Raw genomic sequence first — 16,216 nt, forward strand, 5'->3', positions numbered from 1 at the left:
CCGTGCGTCGAAGCAGCGGTTCCAGACGGAGGGGAGTGCCGGTGGTGGAGATCGCCTTCGCCGAGCTACGCGGCGATGTCGAGGTCGTCGCCGACCAGGCCCGCTTGGCCGGGCGGTGCTATGCGGGCGTGGTCCATGTCGGTGATGTGTTCACCGCCGTGGAACAACCCGACGGCACCGGACACGAGGTCTCGCTTCGGGTGCAGCGAATCGACTTCTACGGACGCGATGTTCCAGAGATCAGTTACGGAGAGACGGCAGTGCTCACCGTGACCGGCGACGGAGCGGATCGGATCGTGCACAGGTCGATCCTGCGCGGCGACGCCGAACCGGGTGACGGTCGGGACCGCTAACCGTCGCCCAGTCGCCACAGGTTGGCGTAGTGGCCGCCTGCCCCGAGCAGTTCCGCGTGGGTGCCTCGCTCGACGATGCGGCCGTGGTCGAGGACCACGATCTCGTCGGCTCTCGCGGCGGTGGCCAGGCGGTGGGCGACCACGAACGTCGTGCGCTTCTTCGCCAGTTCGTCGGTGGCCCGCAACACCACCGACTCGGTAGCCGGGTCCAGCGCCGCCGTGGCCTCGTCCAGCAGCAGCACGTCCGGGTCCACCAACTCCGCCCTTGCCAACGCGACGAGCTGCCGCTGCCCAGCCGAAAGCGACCGCCCCCGCTCACCGACCTGCTGGTGGAACCCGTCGGGCAGCGCGGCCACCGCCTCCAGCGCCCCCACCGAACGAATCGCGGCCTCCACCTCCGCATCGGAGGCCGACGGCGTGCCGTAGCGCACGTTGTCGGCAACCGTCCCTGAGAACAGGTGCGCCTCCTGCGGCACGACTCCCAGCCGGGCGCGCAGCCCCTGTAGGTCGTAGTCGCGCACGTCCACACCGTCGATGCGCACGGTGCCACCGGTAGCGTCGTAGAACCGCGCGACCAGTTTGACCACTGTGGACTTTCCGGCGCCGGTGGCTCCCACCAGCGCCACGGTGGTACCCGCGGGCACGTGCAGCGAAAGGTCTCGCAGTGCCGGGGTGTGTGTGCCGGGGTAGGTGAACTCCACCCCCTCCAGCTCCACCTCCCCGCGCAGCCGCGACGGCACCAGCACGGGGTTGTCCGCGACCGGCACCGATGTGGGCGTTCGCAGCAGGTCGCCGATCCGGCGTAGCCCCACTTTGGCCTGCTGGTAGCCGTCGAACACCGACGACAACTGCTGCACGGGGGAGAAGAACAGGCCCAGGTAGAGCAGGAACGCAAGCAGCACGCCTGCGGAAAGGGTGCCCGCCGCCACCCGCTGCGCCCCCGCGATCAGCACGATCGCCTCCGCCACTCCCGAGAGCAGGGTGACGAACGGGAAGTAGGTGGCCACGTAGCGCTGCGCCCGCAGCCGGGAGCGGCGGTAGGCGTCGCTGCGGGAGGCGAAGTCCCGCGCCGAGCGCTCCTCGCGCGTGTAGGCCTGCGCGACTCGCAACCCGCTCACGTTCTCCTGCATGTCGGCGTTGACGGCGCTTACCCGCTCCCTCGCCTCGGTGTACGCCGCCGAGGCCAGCCTGCGGAACACCACCGTGGCCACCACGAGCACGGGCAGCACCGCGAAGGCGTACAGCGCGAGGCCGGGATCGGTCACCAGTAGCGCGCCGCTGATACCCGCGATGGTCAGCGTGCTCACCACCGCCGTGGCCAGCCCGGTCTGCAAGAACGAGGAAAGCGCGTCGACGTCGGTCGTCATCCGCGTCATGATCCGGCCCGCGAGTTCGCGCTCGTAGTAGTCGAGGCCGAGCCGCTGTAGGTGGGCGTAGCTGCGCACGCGCAGCAGGTACAGCACCGACTCGCCGGTCCGGGCGGTGAGCCGGGTCTGCGCGTTGATGACGACCCAGTCCAGCGCGATCACCAGCGCACCGGCAGCGGCGGCGAACCACACCGCCGACTCGACGCCGACGCGGACGCCGTCGTCGACACCGCGCTGATACAGCGCGGGAAGCGCGATGGTGGCCAGCGCGTCGAGCGCCACGAGCACCACGACGACGCCGAGCAACGCCCGGACCGGGCGCAGCAGCCCCCGCAGCCGAAACCGCGGGTCCGGTGCGGTTGGGTCGGCCTCGCCCAGCTTGGGTGTCCCAGTGGCAGGTGGTAGTTCGCGCACGCGCCGCAACAGCTCCGGCGTCGGTGGCAGGTCCAGCGACGCCCGCGCGCCGGGCCCGCCACCTCCTCCGGCGGGCCTGGCCGTGTCGGGGACGCGGCCAGCCGCCGAAACCGCCAGCCGCTCCACCTCGTCGCGGCTTTCGTGGCTCGGCCATAGTTGCGGGGTGATCCCGGACGCGTTCCTGGTGAGCGTCTCGCTGCGGTAGGTCTCCTCCACGTCGTCGCCGGGACCGGCGAGCAGGTCACGAAACAGCGGGCAGCGCGCCAGCAACTCCTCCGAGGTGCCGACGTCGACGACCCGGCCGCCGTCGAGCACGGCGATGCGGTCGGCGAGTGCGAGTGTGGAACGGCGGTGGGCGATCAGCAGCGTTGTCCGGGCCGCGGTGACGTCGCGAAGCGTCTCGTGGATCGCGGCCTCGGTCACCGTGTCGACCGCCGAGGTGGCGTCGTCGAGCACGAGCACCCTCGGATCGGTCAGCAGCGCCCTCGCCAGCCCTAGTCGCTGCCGCTGGCCGCCCGACAACGTTAGCCCCCGCTCGCCCACCAGGGTGTCGTAGCCGTCCGGGAGTGCGCTGATGAACTCGTGTGCTTCGGCGGCCTTCGCCGCGGCCACGATCTCCTCGTCGCTCGCGTCGGGTCTGCCGTAGGCGATGTTGTCGCGTACCGAGGTGGAGAACAGGAACGCTTCCTCGAACACCACGCCGATGGCGCTGCGCAGCTCGCAAAGGCGGATGTCGCGGACGTCGACATCTCCGAGAAGGATTCGGCCCTCGTGCACGTCGTAGAAGCGTGGCAGCAGTAGTGAGGTCGTCGACTTCCCGGAGCCCGCCGTGCCCACGAGCGCGAGCGTCTCGCCGGCTCTGGCGTGCAGTGACAGCCCGTCAAGCACCGGTTCGCTGCGGGAGTATCCGAACCGTAGGTTCTCGAACCGGATATCGAGCGGTCCGTCGGGCAGTCGCACCGGATCGCTCGGGTCGTGGACCTCCGGTTGGGCGTCGACGAGTTCGTGCACGCGTTCCGCGCCCGCCCGCGTCAACTGCGCCTGTACGACGAGGCCTGCCAGCATCCGCGCCGGCCCAACGAGCGCGGAGACGTAGGTGGCGAACGCGAGGAACGTTCCGAGGCTGATCTGCCCGCGCAGTGCCAGGATGCCGCCGACGGCGAGCACGGCAACCTGGCCCGCCGCGGGCAGCGCCGAGGTGGTGGCCGTGGGCAGAGCCGAGAGCCTGGCCGCGCGCAGCCGCTCGGCGTAAAGCTGGCGCGCAGTGGCGGACAGCTTGCCGACCTCGCGGGACTCCTGGCCGAAGCCTTTCACCACGCGCACGCCGGTGACCGTTTCCTCGACCTGCTGGGCGACGTCGGCGGCCCGCTGCTGCGCCGACCAGGTGGCGGGGAAGAGCCTTCGCCTGCTGACGGCCACCACGATCGCCACGGCGGGTGTCACGACCAGTGCGATGAGTGTGAGCAGCGGCGACATCCACAGCATCGCCCCCAGCGCGAGCACGGCGAACACCACCGAACCCGCCGAGAGCGGCACCTGCATCAGGATTCCGGTGACCAACTGCAGGTCGGTGATCGCGCGCGAGACGATCTGACCGGTGCGCATCGAGTCCTGCTTGCCGCCGTCCAGCCGGGAGACGGCGGAGAACACCGAGCGGCGCAGGTCGTGCTGCACGTCGAGGGCGAGCCGTCCGCCGACGTAGCGCCGAGCGAACGCGGTACCGAAGGCCAGTAAGTGCAGGCCGAGCAGTCCCGCGGCGAGCAGGCCGAGCCGTGCGGTCACGCCCGCGACGGCGTCGTCAACGGCGGCTCTGACCAGCAGTGGAATGGCCGCCTGGAAGCCGACTCCCACCACCGCGGCGCCGAGCGCCAGCACGACCAGCACCGGGTGGCGCCAGCAGGCGGCAGCCAGCCTGCGGATCCAGCCGGTCGGCTTCGGGTCGTGAGTGTGCGCGTGGGAGGCGGCCCTGCTACCCACTCACGACCCCCCTGCCACTAGGTGATGTCGCGACGCTGGTTGGCGGCCCAGCCCGCCAGGAAGAACACCATGGTCCACGCGAAGAAGACAAGTGCGGACAGCCACCACGAGAACGCGCCCGGCGCGCCCGCGGTGTACTGCATCAGCCACTGGAAGTCCTTGTCGATCTGGTCGGGCACCGAAAGGCCTGCCGCACCGAAGGCCTCGGCTCCGATCGCGCCCACGATGCCGTTCAGCGTGCCGTTGGGCAGGAACCCGCCTAGCCAGCGGACCCCGAACCAGCCGAAGCTGACGAACACCAGGACGTTTTCCACTACCAGCATCCAGATTGCCAGAGTGACGGTCGGGCCGGTGACACTGTTCCACACGGCGCCGACTCCGATGCCGAACAGCGTGGCCAGCGTGGTGGCGAGGACGCCAGCACCCAGCACGCCCAACCATTGCCCCGCCGAAGGCAGGCCGCGGTCGTCCACGGTGAGCAGTGTGCCGAGGCTCGCCGCGGCTACGACCACGACGCCGTACAGGGCGCCCCAGCCGATGTAGGTGAGCATCTTCGCGGTGAGCGCGGAGCCTCGGGTGGGAGCGGTCAGAAAGGTCGTCGTGATCGTCTTCTTGGTGTACTCGCCCGCCAGTGCGAAGACTCCGAAGATGACAGGGAAGAACGCGCCGATGTTGATGCCGTGGGCCAGTGAGAGCAGCCCGACGGGAAGGGCACCGAGTTCGATGCCGACCAGGCCCGCCAGCTCCTGGGCGTCGGAACTGCCGAGGTAGTCGTTGATGTCGTTGGTGATGGCGCCCCAGCCGAGGGAGAACAGGAAGGCGAACGCGAACGCCGGGATCAGCAGGGCCCACCAGCTCTTCGTGGTGAGGATCTTGCGCATCTCTGCCTTGATCAGGTTTCCCATCACTGCTGCTGTCCTCCCCAGCCCTGATTCGGCTGCTGTGGCTGGTATCCCGGTTGCTGAGGCTGCTGGTAGCCCATCGGAGGCGAGGGTGGTGCCGTGGCCGTCGGCGGAGGCGGCGGGCCGCCCCAGCCGCCGTGCTGCTGCGGTACCTGCTGGCCGTACGGCGCTGCTCCGTACTGCGGGTTGGTGAGCTGGAAGAACAGCTGCTCCAGGTCCGCCTTCTCCTCCTGCATCCCGTAAACAGCGATACCCGCCTTGGCGGCGATGTCGCCGATCTGCTGCACGGTCGCTCCCGACACCGCCACTCGGCCGTCGGGTGTTGGCTCCACCTGGTTGACGCCCGCCTGTTGCAGCGCGCTCACCAGACCGGTGGCATCCGCCGGTTGCACCAGCACCCTGGCCTGCTGGCTGTTGCGAAGCTGCTCGAGCGGGCCGTAGTACCGCGTCATCCCCGCGCTGATGATCACGACCTGGTCGATGGTCTGCTCGACCTCCGACAGCAGGTGGCTGGACACCAGCACGGTGCGGCCCTGCTGGGCGAACGAGCGCAGGAACGAGCGAAGCCAGGCGATGCCTTCAGGGTCGAGGCCGTTGGAAGGTTCGTCGAGTACCAGCACTTGCGGGTCGCCCAACAGTGCGGTCGCCAGCGCGAGTCGCTGCCTCATACCGAGTGAGAACTCGCCAGCCTTGCGTTCCGCGGCGGGGGTGAGGCCGACCAGCGCGAGTAGTTCGTCGACCCGCTGGTCGGGAACGCCGATCGCCGCGGCGTACACCCGCAGGTGATTGCGTGCCGTCCGCTTGGGATGGAAGCCCTCGTTCTCCAGCACCGAACCCACGACCCTGGCAGGGTTGCCCAGTTGATGGTGCGGTCTGCCGTTGATCGTGGCCGTACCCGCCGTCGGTGTCACGAGCCCGAGCAGCATCCGCAGGGTCGTGGTCTTACCGGCCCCGTTCGGACCGAGAAAGCCCGTAACCGAGCCCGGTTCGACGGAGAAGCTGAGGTTCGCGACCGCTGTCACGGGTCCGAACTGTTTGGTGAGGTTCTGCACCGCGATGCGGCCGCTGCCGTCGTGCATGCTGCCCTCGTTCCCCTCGTGGTCTGCGCTGTGGCGCTGCCATCCTGCCGTACGGCCTTGTTGGACGGACTGGGAGGGCCTCGGGTTCCATCTCTGGGCCGCCCGCGACGAAGATCACTATCGCGGCGGTCGAACTGATTGAGCTGCGCCGACGCCGGAGTGCCGGTCGGCGTCCGGCCTGGTGAGGATTCATTTCCGGCGACTCACCCCGCCCCGACGAGCGAAGTCGCGAGTTATTACTTAGACTAGTAAGTGGCGGCCCGCTCCCGGTGACCCCCAGGCTGGTTGAGCGGGCCGCCCCTTCATGTCGAGACCTGTGTCCGGGTTGCCACTCAGAGTTCGAATTCGCCGTGTGGCAGGCCGTGTGCCGAGGCCACCGGTTCATTGGTCAACGCGCCCGCGTGGGTGTTGAGCCCCCGCGCCAGGATCGGATCGGATCGCAGCGCCGCCCGCCAGCCCTGCTCAGCCAGGCGCAGCACGTAGGGCAGGGTGACATTGGTGAGGGCGTAGGTCGACGTCCTTGGCACCGCACCGGGCATGTTGGCGACGCAGTAGAACACCGAGTCGTTCACCTGATAGGTCGGTTCGTCGTGGGTCGTCGGCCGTGAGTCGGCGAAGCAGCCGCCCTGGTCGATGGAGACGTCCACCAGGACGCTGCCCTGCCGCATCCGCGCGACGAGTTCGTGCGAGACGAGTTTCGGCGCCTTGGCGCCCGGGACGAGCACGGCCCCGATCACCATGTCCGCCTCCAGCACGGCGTGCTCCAGCGCCAGCGCGTTGGAGGCCACCGTACGGATGCGGCCCGCGAAATCGTGGTCTATCTGGCGCAGCCGCTCCGGGTTGGTGTCGAGTACCTCCACGTCCGCACCCATGCCGGACGCGACACGGGCGGCGTTCAGCCCGGCGACGCCGCCGCCGATCACCACCACCCTGGCTGGGTGCACACCGGGAACCCCGCCGGGCAGTACCCCCCTTCCGCCGCTGGGTTTGAGCAGCGCGTGAGCGCCGACCTGCGGAGCGAGCCTGCCCGCGACCTCCGACATCGGCGCGAGCAACGGCAGCGCGCCGTCGTCGGTCTGCACCGTCTCGTAGGCGATCGCCGTGGTGCCCGCCGCGAGCAGCGCTTCGGTGAGCGCGCGGTCGGCAGCCAGGTGCAGGTAGGTGAACAGCACGAGGTCGCGGCGCAGCAGGCCGTACTCGGCGGGGACGGGTTCCTTGACCTTCAGCACGAGGTCGCCCTCGGCCCAGGTCTCCTCAGCCGTGGCGATGATCTTGGCGCCCGCCGTGACGAACTCCTCGTCGGTGATCGCCGAACCGGAGCCCGCGCCGGTCTCGATGAGGACGTCGTGCCCAAGCCTGGTCAGCTCGTGCACCCCCGCCGGTGTGATGGCCACGCGGTATTCGTGTTTCTTGACCTCGCGGGGGACGGCGATGCGCACGACTGCCTCCTGCCGACTGTCTTCGGTGTCGCTGACCACGGTGAACCACCCGTACGGCGGTGTCATCGTGGGCGCACAACAATGGTCGGTCATCGCCGTGGTCGCGGCAGCACAACCGGCCGTGGTGGCACGGAAGGTGCTATCTCCAGCGCAACGCGACGAGCTGGCTGAGCAGCGCCAGCCGCACGTCGGGGTCATCGAGGTCCAGCGCCACCAGCTCGAGCAGTCTGCGCATGCGGTAGCGCAGGGTGTTGGGGTGGATGGCCAGCGCACTGGCAGCGCAGCGCGGCTGCCCGGGATGCCGCAACCACTCGTACAGCGTGTTCACGAAGTCGGTGCCGTTCGTCGCGTCGTGCTCACGCAGCAGCGGCAGCGGACCGAGCTCGCCGACGCTGGCCTCACCCGCCGCGCTCGCCGCTCTGTGCAACACCAGCGACGGCCACACCTCGTCGAAGCAGGCGGGGCCGCCGGGCAGCACACCCGAACGCAGCAGGCCGAGTGTCTCCTCGGCCTCGGCTCTCGATCGGGCCAACTCGTCGAGCTCGCCTGCGCTGCCCGCCGCCGCGCGCAGTTCACCGGCACCGCGGTTGGTGGGCACCTCGGCGAGCACCGTACGCAAGTGCGCCCAGGTTCCCCGGCCGGTGCCGTCGGGCACCACCAGGTACACCAGACCACCGCTCTCGGTGCCGACCGGCCCTCGGCCGATGCCCTGGGTGAGGCGTTCGAGCAGCGCCAGCCGTAGCCCTTCACCGTCGAGGGCATCCTCGCCCGTGGTCTCCACGGCGACGACGCGGTGCGGTCCGGGTTCGAGGTCCAGCTCCGCGGCGGCCTTTCGCGCGCTGACCTCGCCGCCGAGCAGCGCGCGCAGCAACTCGGCGGACGCTTGCCGCCGCATATCGGCGTGGGCCCTGCGGCGCAGCAGGTGCAGCGCGACCACGGGTGCGGTGTCGGCGAAGGCCGCCGCCCGCTCGTCGGGTACCGGCCCAGGCACGACCGCCCACATCGAGCCGAGCAGCTCGCCGCCCATCCGGATCGGCACGATCAGCCTCGGCAGCGTTCCGTCGCGCTGCGCGGGGACGAAGATGGTCTGCCGGCCTCGGGAAAGTTCACGGAACACGCCACGTGAGCGAAATCGGGCGAGTACGTCGTCGGGGATGCGCCTGCCCATGATGGTCGCGACCCTGGCCGGGTCGGTGATGTCCTGCCGCGCGGAGTAGGCGAGCACCCTCGAGTTGGTGTCCTCGATGGTCACCGGTGCGTCCACAACGGACGCCACAGCGTCGGCGAGCCGGAACAGATCGCTCGCGGCTGGGTCGTGGCGAGTGTCGAGCGCGTCGGTCTCGTCGGCGATCGCGTCCAGCACGGTCCGCAGCAGCCACACCAACTGTGCCCACGACGTCGCGGCGTGCACCTCGACAAGGCCGATGCCCGCCGCGTCGGCGGCTCTACGAACGGCGGGTTTGCCGGCCAGCGGTGGTTTGAGCAGCACCGCGGCCGCGCCCTGCCGCGCGCACGCGCGCACGAGCTCGACCGAGGCGTTCGCGTCACCGACGGCGACGCCAAGCACGAGGTCTCCCGCGGCGAGCTGGCTCGTTCCGGGTTCGGCGATCACGACGTCGGCCACGGTGGGGCAGTCGGCGGGAAGTAGCACGGCGCGCAACAGTGTCGGCCCGACCCGGTCGACCACGCTACGCACGGAGATCATCGGCTCAGCCGGTGGGGGTGTCGGCGATCCAGTCGGGCACCGGTAGGCCGCGCTCGAGACATTCGGCCGACAGCCGCGCGGTCCACCGCAACGCCTGCAGCAGCAAACTGTCCACTTCGTCCGGTGCGGCGTTCGCCATCGCGATCTCCACCTGCTCTTGCGCGGCCTCCTGGTTGCCGTGCACCTGGGCGAGCAGGGTGCGCACGGCCGTTCGCACCGGTGGGTCGGCCTCGTCGATGGAGACCTCCTCGCCGGTCTCGTCGAACACCTGCACCTTCACCGGTGCGGTGCCGCCGTCGCCGAGGGTCGCCACCAGCTCGCTGCACGCGCCGAACAGCAACAGCATGAGTTCACGGGCCTCACCACGTTCACCTGACTCAGCCCAGGTGAGCTCGTCGAGCGCCCCGGCGTCGTCGCCGAGCCGCATGGCGAGCAACGCCAGCTGTGTCCTTCTGACGAGCCCACGTCGCTCGTCCTCGCTGCGGTCCGCGTGCACGTGCCCCATCCAACACCAGGGCCATCCCGGTCGCTGCCGTCCGGCAGGGTGATCGTCACTTCGCCGCGTACAGCGCGCCCAGTGCCAGCCGTTCGAGCAGCGCGGCGAGGTCCGCGTCGGGCAGGTACCTGCTGTGTGGGGTGGAGTTCATCAGCCCGAACACCGCGTGGGCGGCCGATCTCGCGCGGGTCTCGTCCAGGTGCGCCACCGCGGCGCGCAGCGCCCGCACCCACACCTCGACGTAGCGCCGCTGCAATGCCCTGACCTGCCTGCGGTCGGTGTCGGTCAGGTTGCCCAGGTTGCGCTCCTGCACCGTGATCAGCGCGGGCTGGCTGAGCGCGAAGTTCACGTGGAACCGCACCAACCGGGCAAGCACCTCGTCGGGGTCGCCGCCCTCGGCCGCGCGGGCGGTGCCACCCTCGAGCAGGTACCTGCTTATCGACGTCAGCATCTCCCCGAGCATCGCGTCCTTGCTGCGGAAATGCCGATACAGTGCGGGCCCGGAGATTCCCACCGCCGCGCCGATCTCGTCTATTCCCACACCGTGGAAGCCGTGCTTGGCGAACAGTTCGGAGGCCGCGGCGAGGATCTGGTCGCGGCGGCCGGTCTTCTCGCCACGGCGCAGCGGTGTGGGTCGGGAGGACACCATCGGAATTCTACGCGGGCATGGTTAGCGCACGCTAACGTCAGATACCGACTTCTGGTGTGGACCGGTCGGGTAACGCCCCGCTTGCCCGCTTTTTCGTGAGCGTTGCACCTGGTAAAGCTTGCTTCGGCCAACAATTGACGAAGGAGTGCCCATGTCGGTGCGTGCTCGTCGGTCCCTCTGGTTATCACTGATCACCGCGCTCGCCTTGGTGGGCGCGGCCTTCCCGGCGGGTGCCGCCCCCGCCGTGCACTACGTCGCCCTCGGTGACTCCTACTCCTCCGGGGTCGGCGCGGGTTCCTACGGCGACTCCGGCAACTGCAAACGCAGTGCCAACGCCTATCCGCGACTGTGGGCGGATTCGCGCGACGTGGCCGGCTTCGACTTCCTCGCGTGTTCGGGTGCGCGCACCTCCGACGTGCTGGAACAGGCCGCATCGCTGGATTCGACCGCCACGCTGGTCACCGTTTCGGTGGGTGGCAACGACGCGGGATTCGCGGATGTGATGATCGACTGCACGGTCGGCACCGACCAGCAGTGTGTCGACCGGGTAGAGGAGGCCAAGGCCTACGCTCGCGACACGTTGCCTGGCCTGCTCGACAACGTCTACGCGACGCTGGAGAGCAAGGCGCCGGGCGCGGAGATCCTAGTGCTCGGCTACCCACGCTTCTACAAGATCGGCGGCTCCTGCAACGCGGGTCTCAGCGACACCAAGCGCGCGGCGATCAATTCCGGTGCCGACACGCTCGCCGAGGTCACCGCCCAGCGGGCGGGCGCGGCCGGGCTCACATTCGTCGACGTACGTGGGGCATTCAGCGGGCACGAGATCTGCTCGGACGGGGACTGGTGGCTGCACAGCCTTACCTGGCCGGTCGACGAGTCCTACCACCCGACAGTGAGTGGCCAGTCCCAGGGTTACCTGCCCGCGCTGGAATCCGTGACGGGCTGATCGCGGGCACACCGAGGTTGGCGGCCGTTGACATCGCGCCGGAGTGTTAACGGCTGCTAACCTTGTCGGTGTGATGGACACCCCGGCGCTGACCAGCTCCGCCGACCCGCGGAGCGAGGCATTCGCTCGCAACGTCACCTGCCACACCGAACTGGTCGCTGAGTTGCGCGACCGCCTCGCCCTGGCTCGGCTCGGGGGCCCGCCCCAGGCAAGGCAGCGGCACGTGGCCCGCGGCAAGCTACTGCCCCGCGACCGCGTGGACGCGCTGCTCGATCCCGGCTCGCCGTTTCTCGAACTCTCACCGCTGGCCGCGAGCGGGATGTACGACGAAGAGGCTCCCTCGGCGGGCATCATCACCGGCATCGGCCGGGTTTCCGGCCGAGAGTGCGTCGTGGTGGCCAACGACGCGACCGTCAAGGGCGGCACCTACTACCCGATGACGGTCAAGAAGCACCTGCGCGCGCAGGAAGTCGCGCTGCACAACAACCTGCCGTGCGTGTACCTGGTCGACTCCGGTGGCGCGTTCCTGCCGCGCCAGGACGAGGTGTTCCCCGATCGGGAGCACTTCGGCCGCATCTTCTACAACCAGGCCACCATGTCCGCTCGCGGGATCCCGCAGCTCGCCGCCGTGCTCGGTTCGTGCACCGCGGGAGGGGCCTACGTGCCTGCCATGAGCGACGAGGCCGTGATCGTGCGCAACCAGGGCACGATCTTCCTCGGGGGACCGCCGCTGGTGAAGGCCGCAACCGGCGAGGTCGTCACCGCCGAGGAACTGGGCGGCGGAGATGTGCACGCGCGCTCCTCCGGCGTCACCGACCACCTCGCGGTCGACGACGCGGACGCACTGCGTACGGTGCGCTCCATCGTGTCGACCCTCGGTCCGCGCTCACCTCGGCCGTGGGACGTCGTGCCGACGGAGGAACCCGTCGTCGATCCGGGTGAGTTGTACGGCGTGGTCCCCGTCGACACCCGCACTCCCTACGACGTGCGCGAGGTGATCGCCCGCATCGTCGACGGCAGCCGGTTCGGCGAGTTCAAGAAGGAGTACGGCAACACGCTCGTGACCGGGTTCGCCCGCATTCACGGTCACCCGGTGGGGATCGTGGCCAACAACGGCGTGCTGTTCGCCGAGTCGGCGATGAAGGGTGCTCACTTCATCGAGTTGTGCGACCGCCGCTCGATCCCGCTGCTGTTCCTGCAGAACATCACCGGCTTCATGGTGGGAAGGGACTACGAGGCGGGCGGCATCGCCAAGCACGGCGCGAAGATGGTCACCGCCGTCGCGTGCGCGCGGGTGCCGAAGTTCACCGTCGTCATCGGCGGGTCATTCGGGGCGGGCAACTATTCCATGTGCGGCAGGGCTTATTCTCCCCGGTTCCTGTGGATGTGGCCGAACGCCCGCATTTCCGTGATGGGTGGTGAGCAGGCCGCCTCGGTACTGGCCACCGTACGAAGGGACGCCTACGAGGCCCGTGGCGAGGAATGGTCCGAAGCGGATGAGGAAGCGTTCAAGGAACCCATTCGTGCCCAGTACGAGCAGCAGGGCAACCCGTACTACTCCACCGCACGGCTGTGGGATGACGGGGTGATCGATCCGATGGACACCCGGACCGTGCTCGGACTGGCACTGTCGGCCGCGGCGAACGCGCCGTTGGAACCCGTCGGCTACGGCGTATTCAGGATGTGAGCGTTGTGAGCGATAGTTCGATGTTCGACACCGTCGCTGTCGCCAACCGTGGCGAGATCGCCGTGCGCGTCATCCGCACGCTGCGACGCATGGGGATCCGGTCCGTCGCCATTTACAGCGACGCCGACGCGGGTGCGGCTCACGTGCGCGAGGCGGACGCCGCCGTTCGGGTGGGGCCCGCGGAGGCGGCGCGCAGCTATCTGTCCATTCCGGACGTCGTCGCCGCGGCGGTCGAGTCCGGTGCGCAGGCCGTGCATCCCGGTTACGGCTTCCTTTCGGAGAATCCAGCGTTCGCGCGTGCGTGCGAGGAAGCCGGGCTGGTCTTCGTCGGCCCGCCGGCGAGCGCGATCGAGGCGATGGGGGACAAGATCCGGGCCAAGCAGACCGTGTCCGGTGCGGGGGTTCCCGTCGTGCCAGGCCGGTCCGAACTCCACGGCAGCGCCGACATCGAGGCCGCGGCGGCCGACATCGGCTATCCCGTGCTGCTCAAGCCCTCCGCGGGCGGTGGCGGCAAGGGTATGCGGCTGGTGGAGTCGGCCGGCGAGCTCGCCGGGGCAGTCGAGTCGGCACGCAGGGAGGCGATGAGCGCCTTCGGTGACGACCGGCTGCTGCTGGAACGGTTCGTCGAAACGCCGAGGCACATCGAGATTCAGGTGCTTGCCGACCGGCACGGCAACGTGGTCCACCTCGGCGAGCGGGAATGCAGCCTGCAGCGCAGGCACCAGAAGATCGTCGAGGAGGCGCCGTCGGCGTTGCTCGACGAGGCGACACGGGCGCGGATGGGCGCTTCGGCGGTGGGGGCCGCTCGCGCGGTCGGCTACGTCGGCGCGGGCACGGTGGAGTTCATCGTGTCGGCACGTGAGCCGGAGCGGTTCTATTTCCTGGAGATGAACACGCGGTTGCAGGTCGAGCACCCGGTGACCGAGTTGGTCACCGGTATCGACCTGGTGGAGTGGCAGTTGCGCGTCGCCGCGGGCGAGCGGCTCTCGTTCGCGCAGCACGACGTGCGGCTTGCGGGCCATGCAGTCGAGGCACGGGTGTACGCGGAGGATCCGGCCAGGGACTTCGTACCCACCGGCGGAACCGTACTCGCACTCGCCGAGCCCTCCGGCCCGCGGGTGCGCGTGGACTCGGGCCTACGTGAGGGTTTCGTCGTCGGCTCCGACTACGACCCCATGCTCGCCAAGGTGGTGGCGTGGGGGCCTGACCGCGCCGCGGCGCTGCACCGGCTCGACCGGGCGCTGGCGGACACCGCCGTGCTGGGGGTCACGACGAACATCCCGTTTCTGCGGGCACTTCTCACCGACCCCGACGTGCTGGCGGGCGAGCTGGATACCGGCTTGGTGGAGCGCAAGCTCGCCGCGCTCGTCAACGAGGGTGCCGAGGGTGATGCCGAGGAGTTCCTGATCGCGGCCGCACTGGACCGGCTGCTTTCGTTGTGGCCGTCCGGGCGAGTGGTGGACCCGTGGGAGGTGCCAAGCGGTTGGCGGCTCGGCGCCCGCGCCGGGGTGACGCTTCGGTTGCGTGCGGGCCGGACCGAGGCTCTCGTGCTGGTCGAGGGTCCGCCGTCGGACGCACTGGTCAGTGTGGACGATCGCGCGCCGTTCGCGGCCTCGGCCGAGCGCGACGGCGACGATCTGGTCGTGCGCGGCACGGGTTTCGAAGGTCGGTACGACCGGTACCGCCGGTACCGGCGTGCGAGGGCGGGTGACGGCACCGTCTGGCTCGCAAGGCAGGGTAGGGCCGTCGCAGTCGGGGAACGACCGAACCTGCTGGCGAGCCACGGGGAGTCCGTTGAGGTCGGTCCGGTGACCAGCCCGATGCCGGGCACGGTCCTGGTGGTGAAGGTGGCACGCGGCGACGTTGTGAGTGCGGGGGCGCCGCTGCTCGTCGTCGAGGCGATGAAGATGGAGTACACGATCACCGCGCCGGTGGATGGCGTCGTCAGCGAATTGCATGTTCAGGCGGGCCAGCAGGTGGCGCTCGACCAGCCGCTCGCCGTCGTGACACGGGAGGAGCACACCTCATGATCGACTTCAGGCTCGGCGACGAGTACGAGGCGCTGCGTAAGACGGTCCACGACTTCGCGCAGGCGGAGGTGGCCCCGGTGATCGCGGGCTACTACGAGCGCGAGGAGTTTCCCTACGACCTCGTCGCGAGTATGGGCAGGATGGGACTGTTCGGGCTACCGCTGCCCGAGGAGTACGGCGGCATGGGCGGAGACTACTTCGCGCTGTGCCTGGCGCTGGAGGAACTGGCGCGGGTGGACTCGTCCGTGGCGATCACGCTGGAGGCGGGAGTCTCGCTCGGTGCGATGCCGATATACCGGTTCGGCACCGAGGAGCAGAAGCGCAACTGGCTGCCCGCATTGTGCTCGGGCGAGGCGCTCGGTGCGTTCGGGCTCACCGAGCCCGGCGGTGGGTCCGATGCGGGCGCGACCCGGACCACGGCCAAGCTCGACGGCGATGAGTGGGTCATCAACGGTAGCAAGGCGTTCATCACCAATTCCGGCACCGAGATCACCAGGCTCGTCACCGTGACCGCCGTGACGGGCAGCAAACCCGACGGGCGCAAGGAGATCTCCGCGATCACCGTGCCGTCGGGCACGCCGGGTTTCACCGTGGCGCCCAAGTACTCGAAGGTGGGCTGGAACGCATCGGACACGCACGAACTCGCGTTCGACGACTGCCGGGTGCCCGCGCAGAACCTGCTCGGTGAGCGCGGCAGGGGGTACGCGCAGTTCCTCTCGATCCTGGACGAGGGCAGGATCGCCATCGCGGCGCTCAGTGTCGGCCTGGCGCAGGGCTGCGTGGACGAGTGTCTGCGCTACGTCGGTGAGCGGGAAGCGTTCGGGCACAAGATCGGGACCTACCAGGCTATCCAGTTCAAGATCGCCGACATGGAGGCGCGGGCGCACACCGCGAGGCTGGCCTACTACCAGGCTGCCGCGAAGCTGCTGCGTGGCGAGCCGTTCAAGAAGGAAGCCGCGATCGCGAAGCTGGTGTCGTCCAACGCCGCGATGGACAACGCGCGCGATGCCACCCAGATCTTCGGCGGCTACGGGTTCATGAACGAGTTCGCCGTCGGCCGGTTCTACCGCGATGCCAAGATCCTGGAGATCGGGGAAGGCACCAGCGAGGTGCAGCGGATGCTGATCGCGAGGGAACTCGGACTGCACTGATCGCGGCGCCCACCGAAGGGC

General features: G+C 69.4%; 12 protein-coding genes. 5 read left to right on the top strand and 7 right to left on the bottom strand.

Going from position 1 to position 16,216, the window contains the following annotated elements; translation table 11 throughout:
- Positions 1–41 precede the first annotated feature (41 nt).
- A complete protein-coding gene (locus FHU38_RS05610; protein WP_167167214.1) occupies positions 42–353 on the top strand; it encodes a hypothetical protein in 312 nt (103 codons plus the stop codon).
- On the opposite strand, the gene FHU38_RS05615 is transcribed toward FHU38_RS05610, so the two are convergent.
- The 7 genes from FHU38_RS05615 to FHU38_RS05645 form a co-directional block, all read right to left on the bottom strand.
- Positions 350–4,111, bottom strand: a complete 3,762-nt coding sequence (locus FHU38_RS05615) for an ABC transporter ATP-binding protein (RefSeq protein WP_167167217.1) — start codon at positions 4,109–4,111, stop codon at positions 350–352. The genes FHU38_RS05610 and FHU38_RS05615 overlap by 4 nt on opposite strands.
- A gap of 17 nt (positions 4,112–4,128) precedes the next feature.
- On the bottom strand, positions 4,129–5,016 hold the full coding sequence (locus FHU38_RS05620; RefSeq protein WP_167167220.1) for an ABC transporter permease subunit: 888 nt from the start codon (positions 5,014–5,016) through the stop codon (positions 4,129–4,131).
- Positions 5,016–6,092 (bottom strand): ABC transporter ATP-binding protein, encoded by a 1,077-nt coding sequence (locus FHU38_RS05625; protein WP_167167223.1) that lies wholly within the window; start codon positions 6,090–6,092, stop codon positions 5,016–5,018. The genes FHU38_RS05620 and FHU38_RS05625 overlap by 1 nt, the downstream gene beginning before the upstream one ends.
- Positions 6,093–6,424: 332 nt before the next feature.
- Positions 6,425–7,531, bottom strand: a complete 1,107-nt coding sequence (ald, locus tag FHU38_RS05630; RefSeq protein WP_167167225.1) for an alanine dehydrogenase — start codon at positions 7,529–7,531, stop codon at positions 6,425–6,427.
- A gap of 139 nt (positions 7,532–7,670) precedes the next feature.
- Complete coding sequence (locus FHU38_RS05635) at positions 7,671–9,236, bottom strand: helix-turn-helix domain-containing protein (RefSeq protein ID WP_167167228.1); 1,566 nt, start codon at positions 9,234–9,236, stop codon at positions 7,671–7,673.
- A gap of 4 nt (positions 9,237–9,240) precedes the next feature.
- Entirely contained in the window at positions 9,241–9,741 is a 501-nt protein-coding gene (locus FHU38_RS05640) for a hypothetical protein (protein WP_167167231.1), read from the bottom strand.
- Between the two features lie 46 nt (positions 9,742–9,787).
- Positions 9,788–10,381 carry an SACE_7040 family transcriptional regulator gene (locus FHU38_RS05645; protein WP_167167234.1) on the bottom strand — a complete coding sequence of 198 codons (594 nt, stop codon included), beginning with the start codon at positions 10,379–10,381 and terminating at the stop codon, positions 9,788–9,790.
- Positions 10,382–10,532: 151 nt separating this feature from the next.
- On the opposite strand from FHU38_RS05645, the gene FHU38_RS05650 reads away from it, so the two are divergent.
- From FHU38_RS05650 to FHU38_RS05665, 4 genes are all read left to right on the top strand, one after another.
- Positions 10,533–11,327, top strand: a complete 795-nt coding sequence (locus FHU38_RS05650) for an SGNH/GDSL hydrolase family protein (protein WP_167167237.1) — start codon at positions 10,533–10,535, stop codon at positions 11,325–11,327.
- A gap of 73 nt (positions 11,328–11,400) precedes the next feature.
- On the top strand, positions 11,401–13,014 hold the full coding sequence (locus FHU38_RS05655; protein WP_167175589.1) for a carboxyl transferase domain-containing protein: 1,614 nt from the start codon (positions 11,401–11,403) through the stop codon (positions 13,012–13,014).
- A gap of 20 nt (positions 13,015–13,034) precedes the next feature.
- On the top strand, positions 13,035–15,044 hold the full coding sequence (locus FHU38_RS05660; protein ID WP_167175586.1) for an acetyl/propionyl/methylcrotonyl-CoA carboxylase subunit alpha: 2,010 nt from the start codon (positions 13,035–13,037) through the stop codon (positions 15,042–15,044).
- The gene (locus FHU38_RS05665) at positions 15,041–16,195 is read left to right on the top strand and encodes an acyl-CoA dehydrogenase family protein (RefSeq protein WP_167167240.1); all 1,155 of its coding nucleotides are present in this window, start codon (positions 15,041–15,043) and stop codon (positions 16,193–16,195) included. Before FHU38_RS05660 ends, FHU38_RS05665 begins: the two co-directional genes overlap by 4 nt.
- The last annotated feature ends 21 nt before the right edge of the window (positions 16,196–16,216 follow it).

The organism is Saccharomonospora amisosensis (genome assembly GCF_011761185.1).
Classification (GTDB): domain Bacteria; phylum Actinomycetota; class Actinomycetes; order Mycobacteriales; family Pseudonocardiaceae; genus Saccharomonospora_A; species Saccharomonospora_A amisosensis.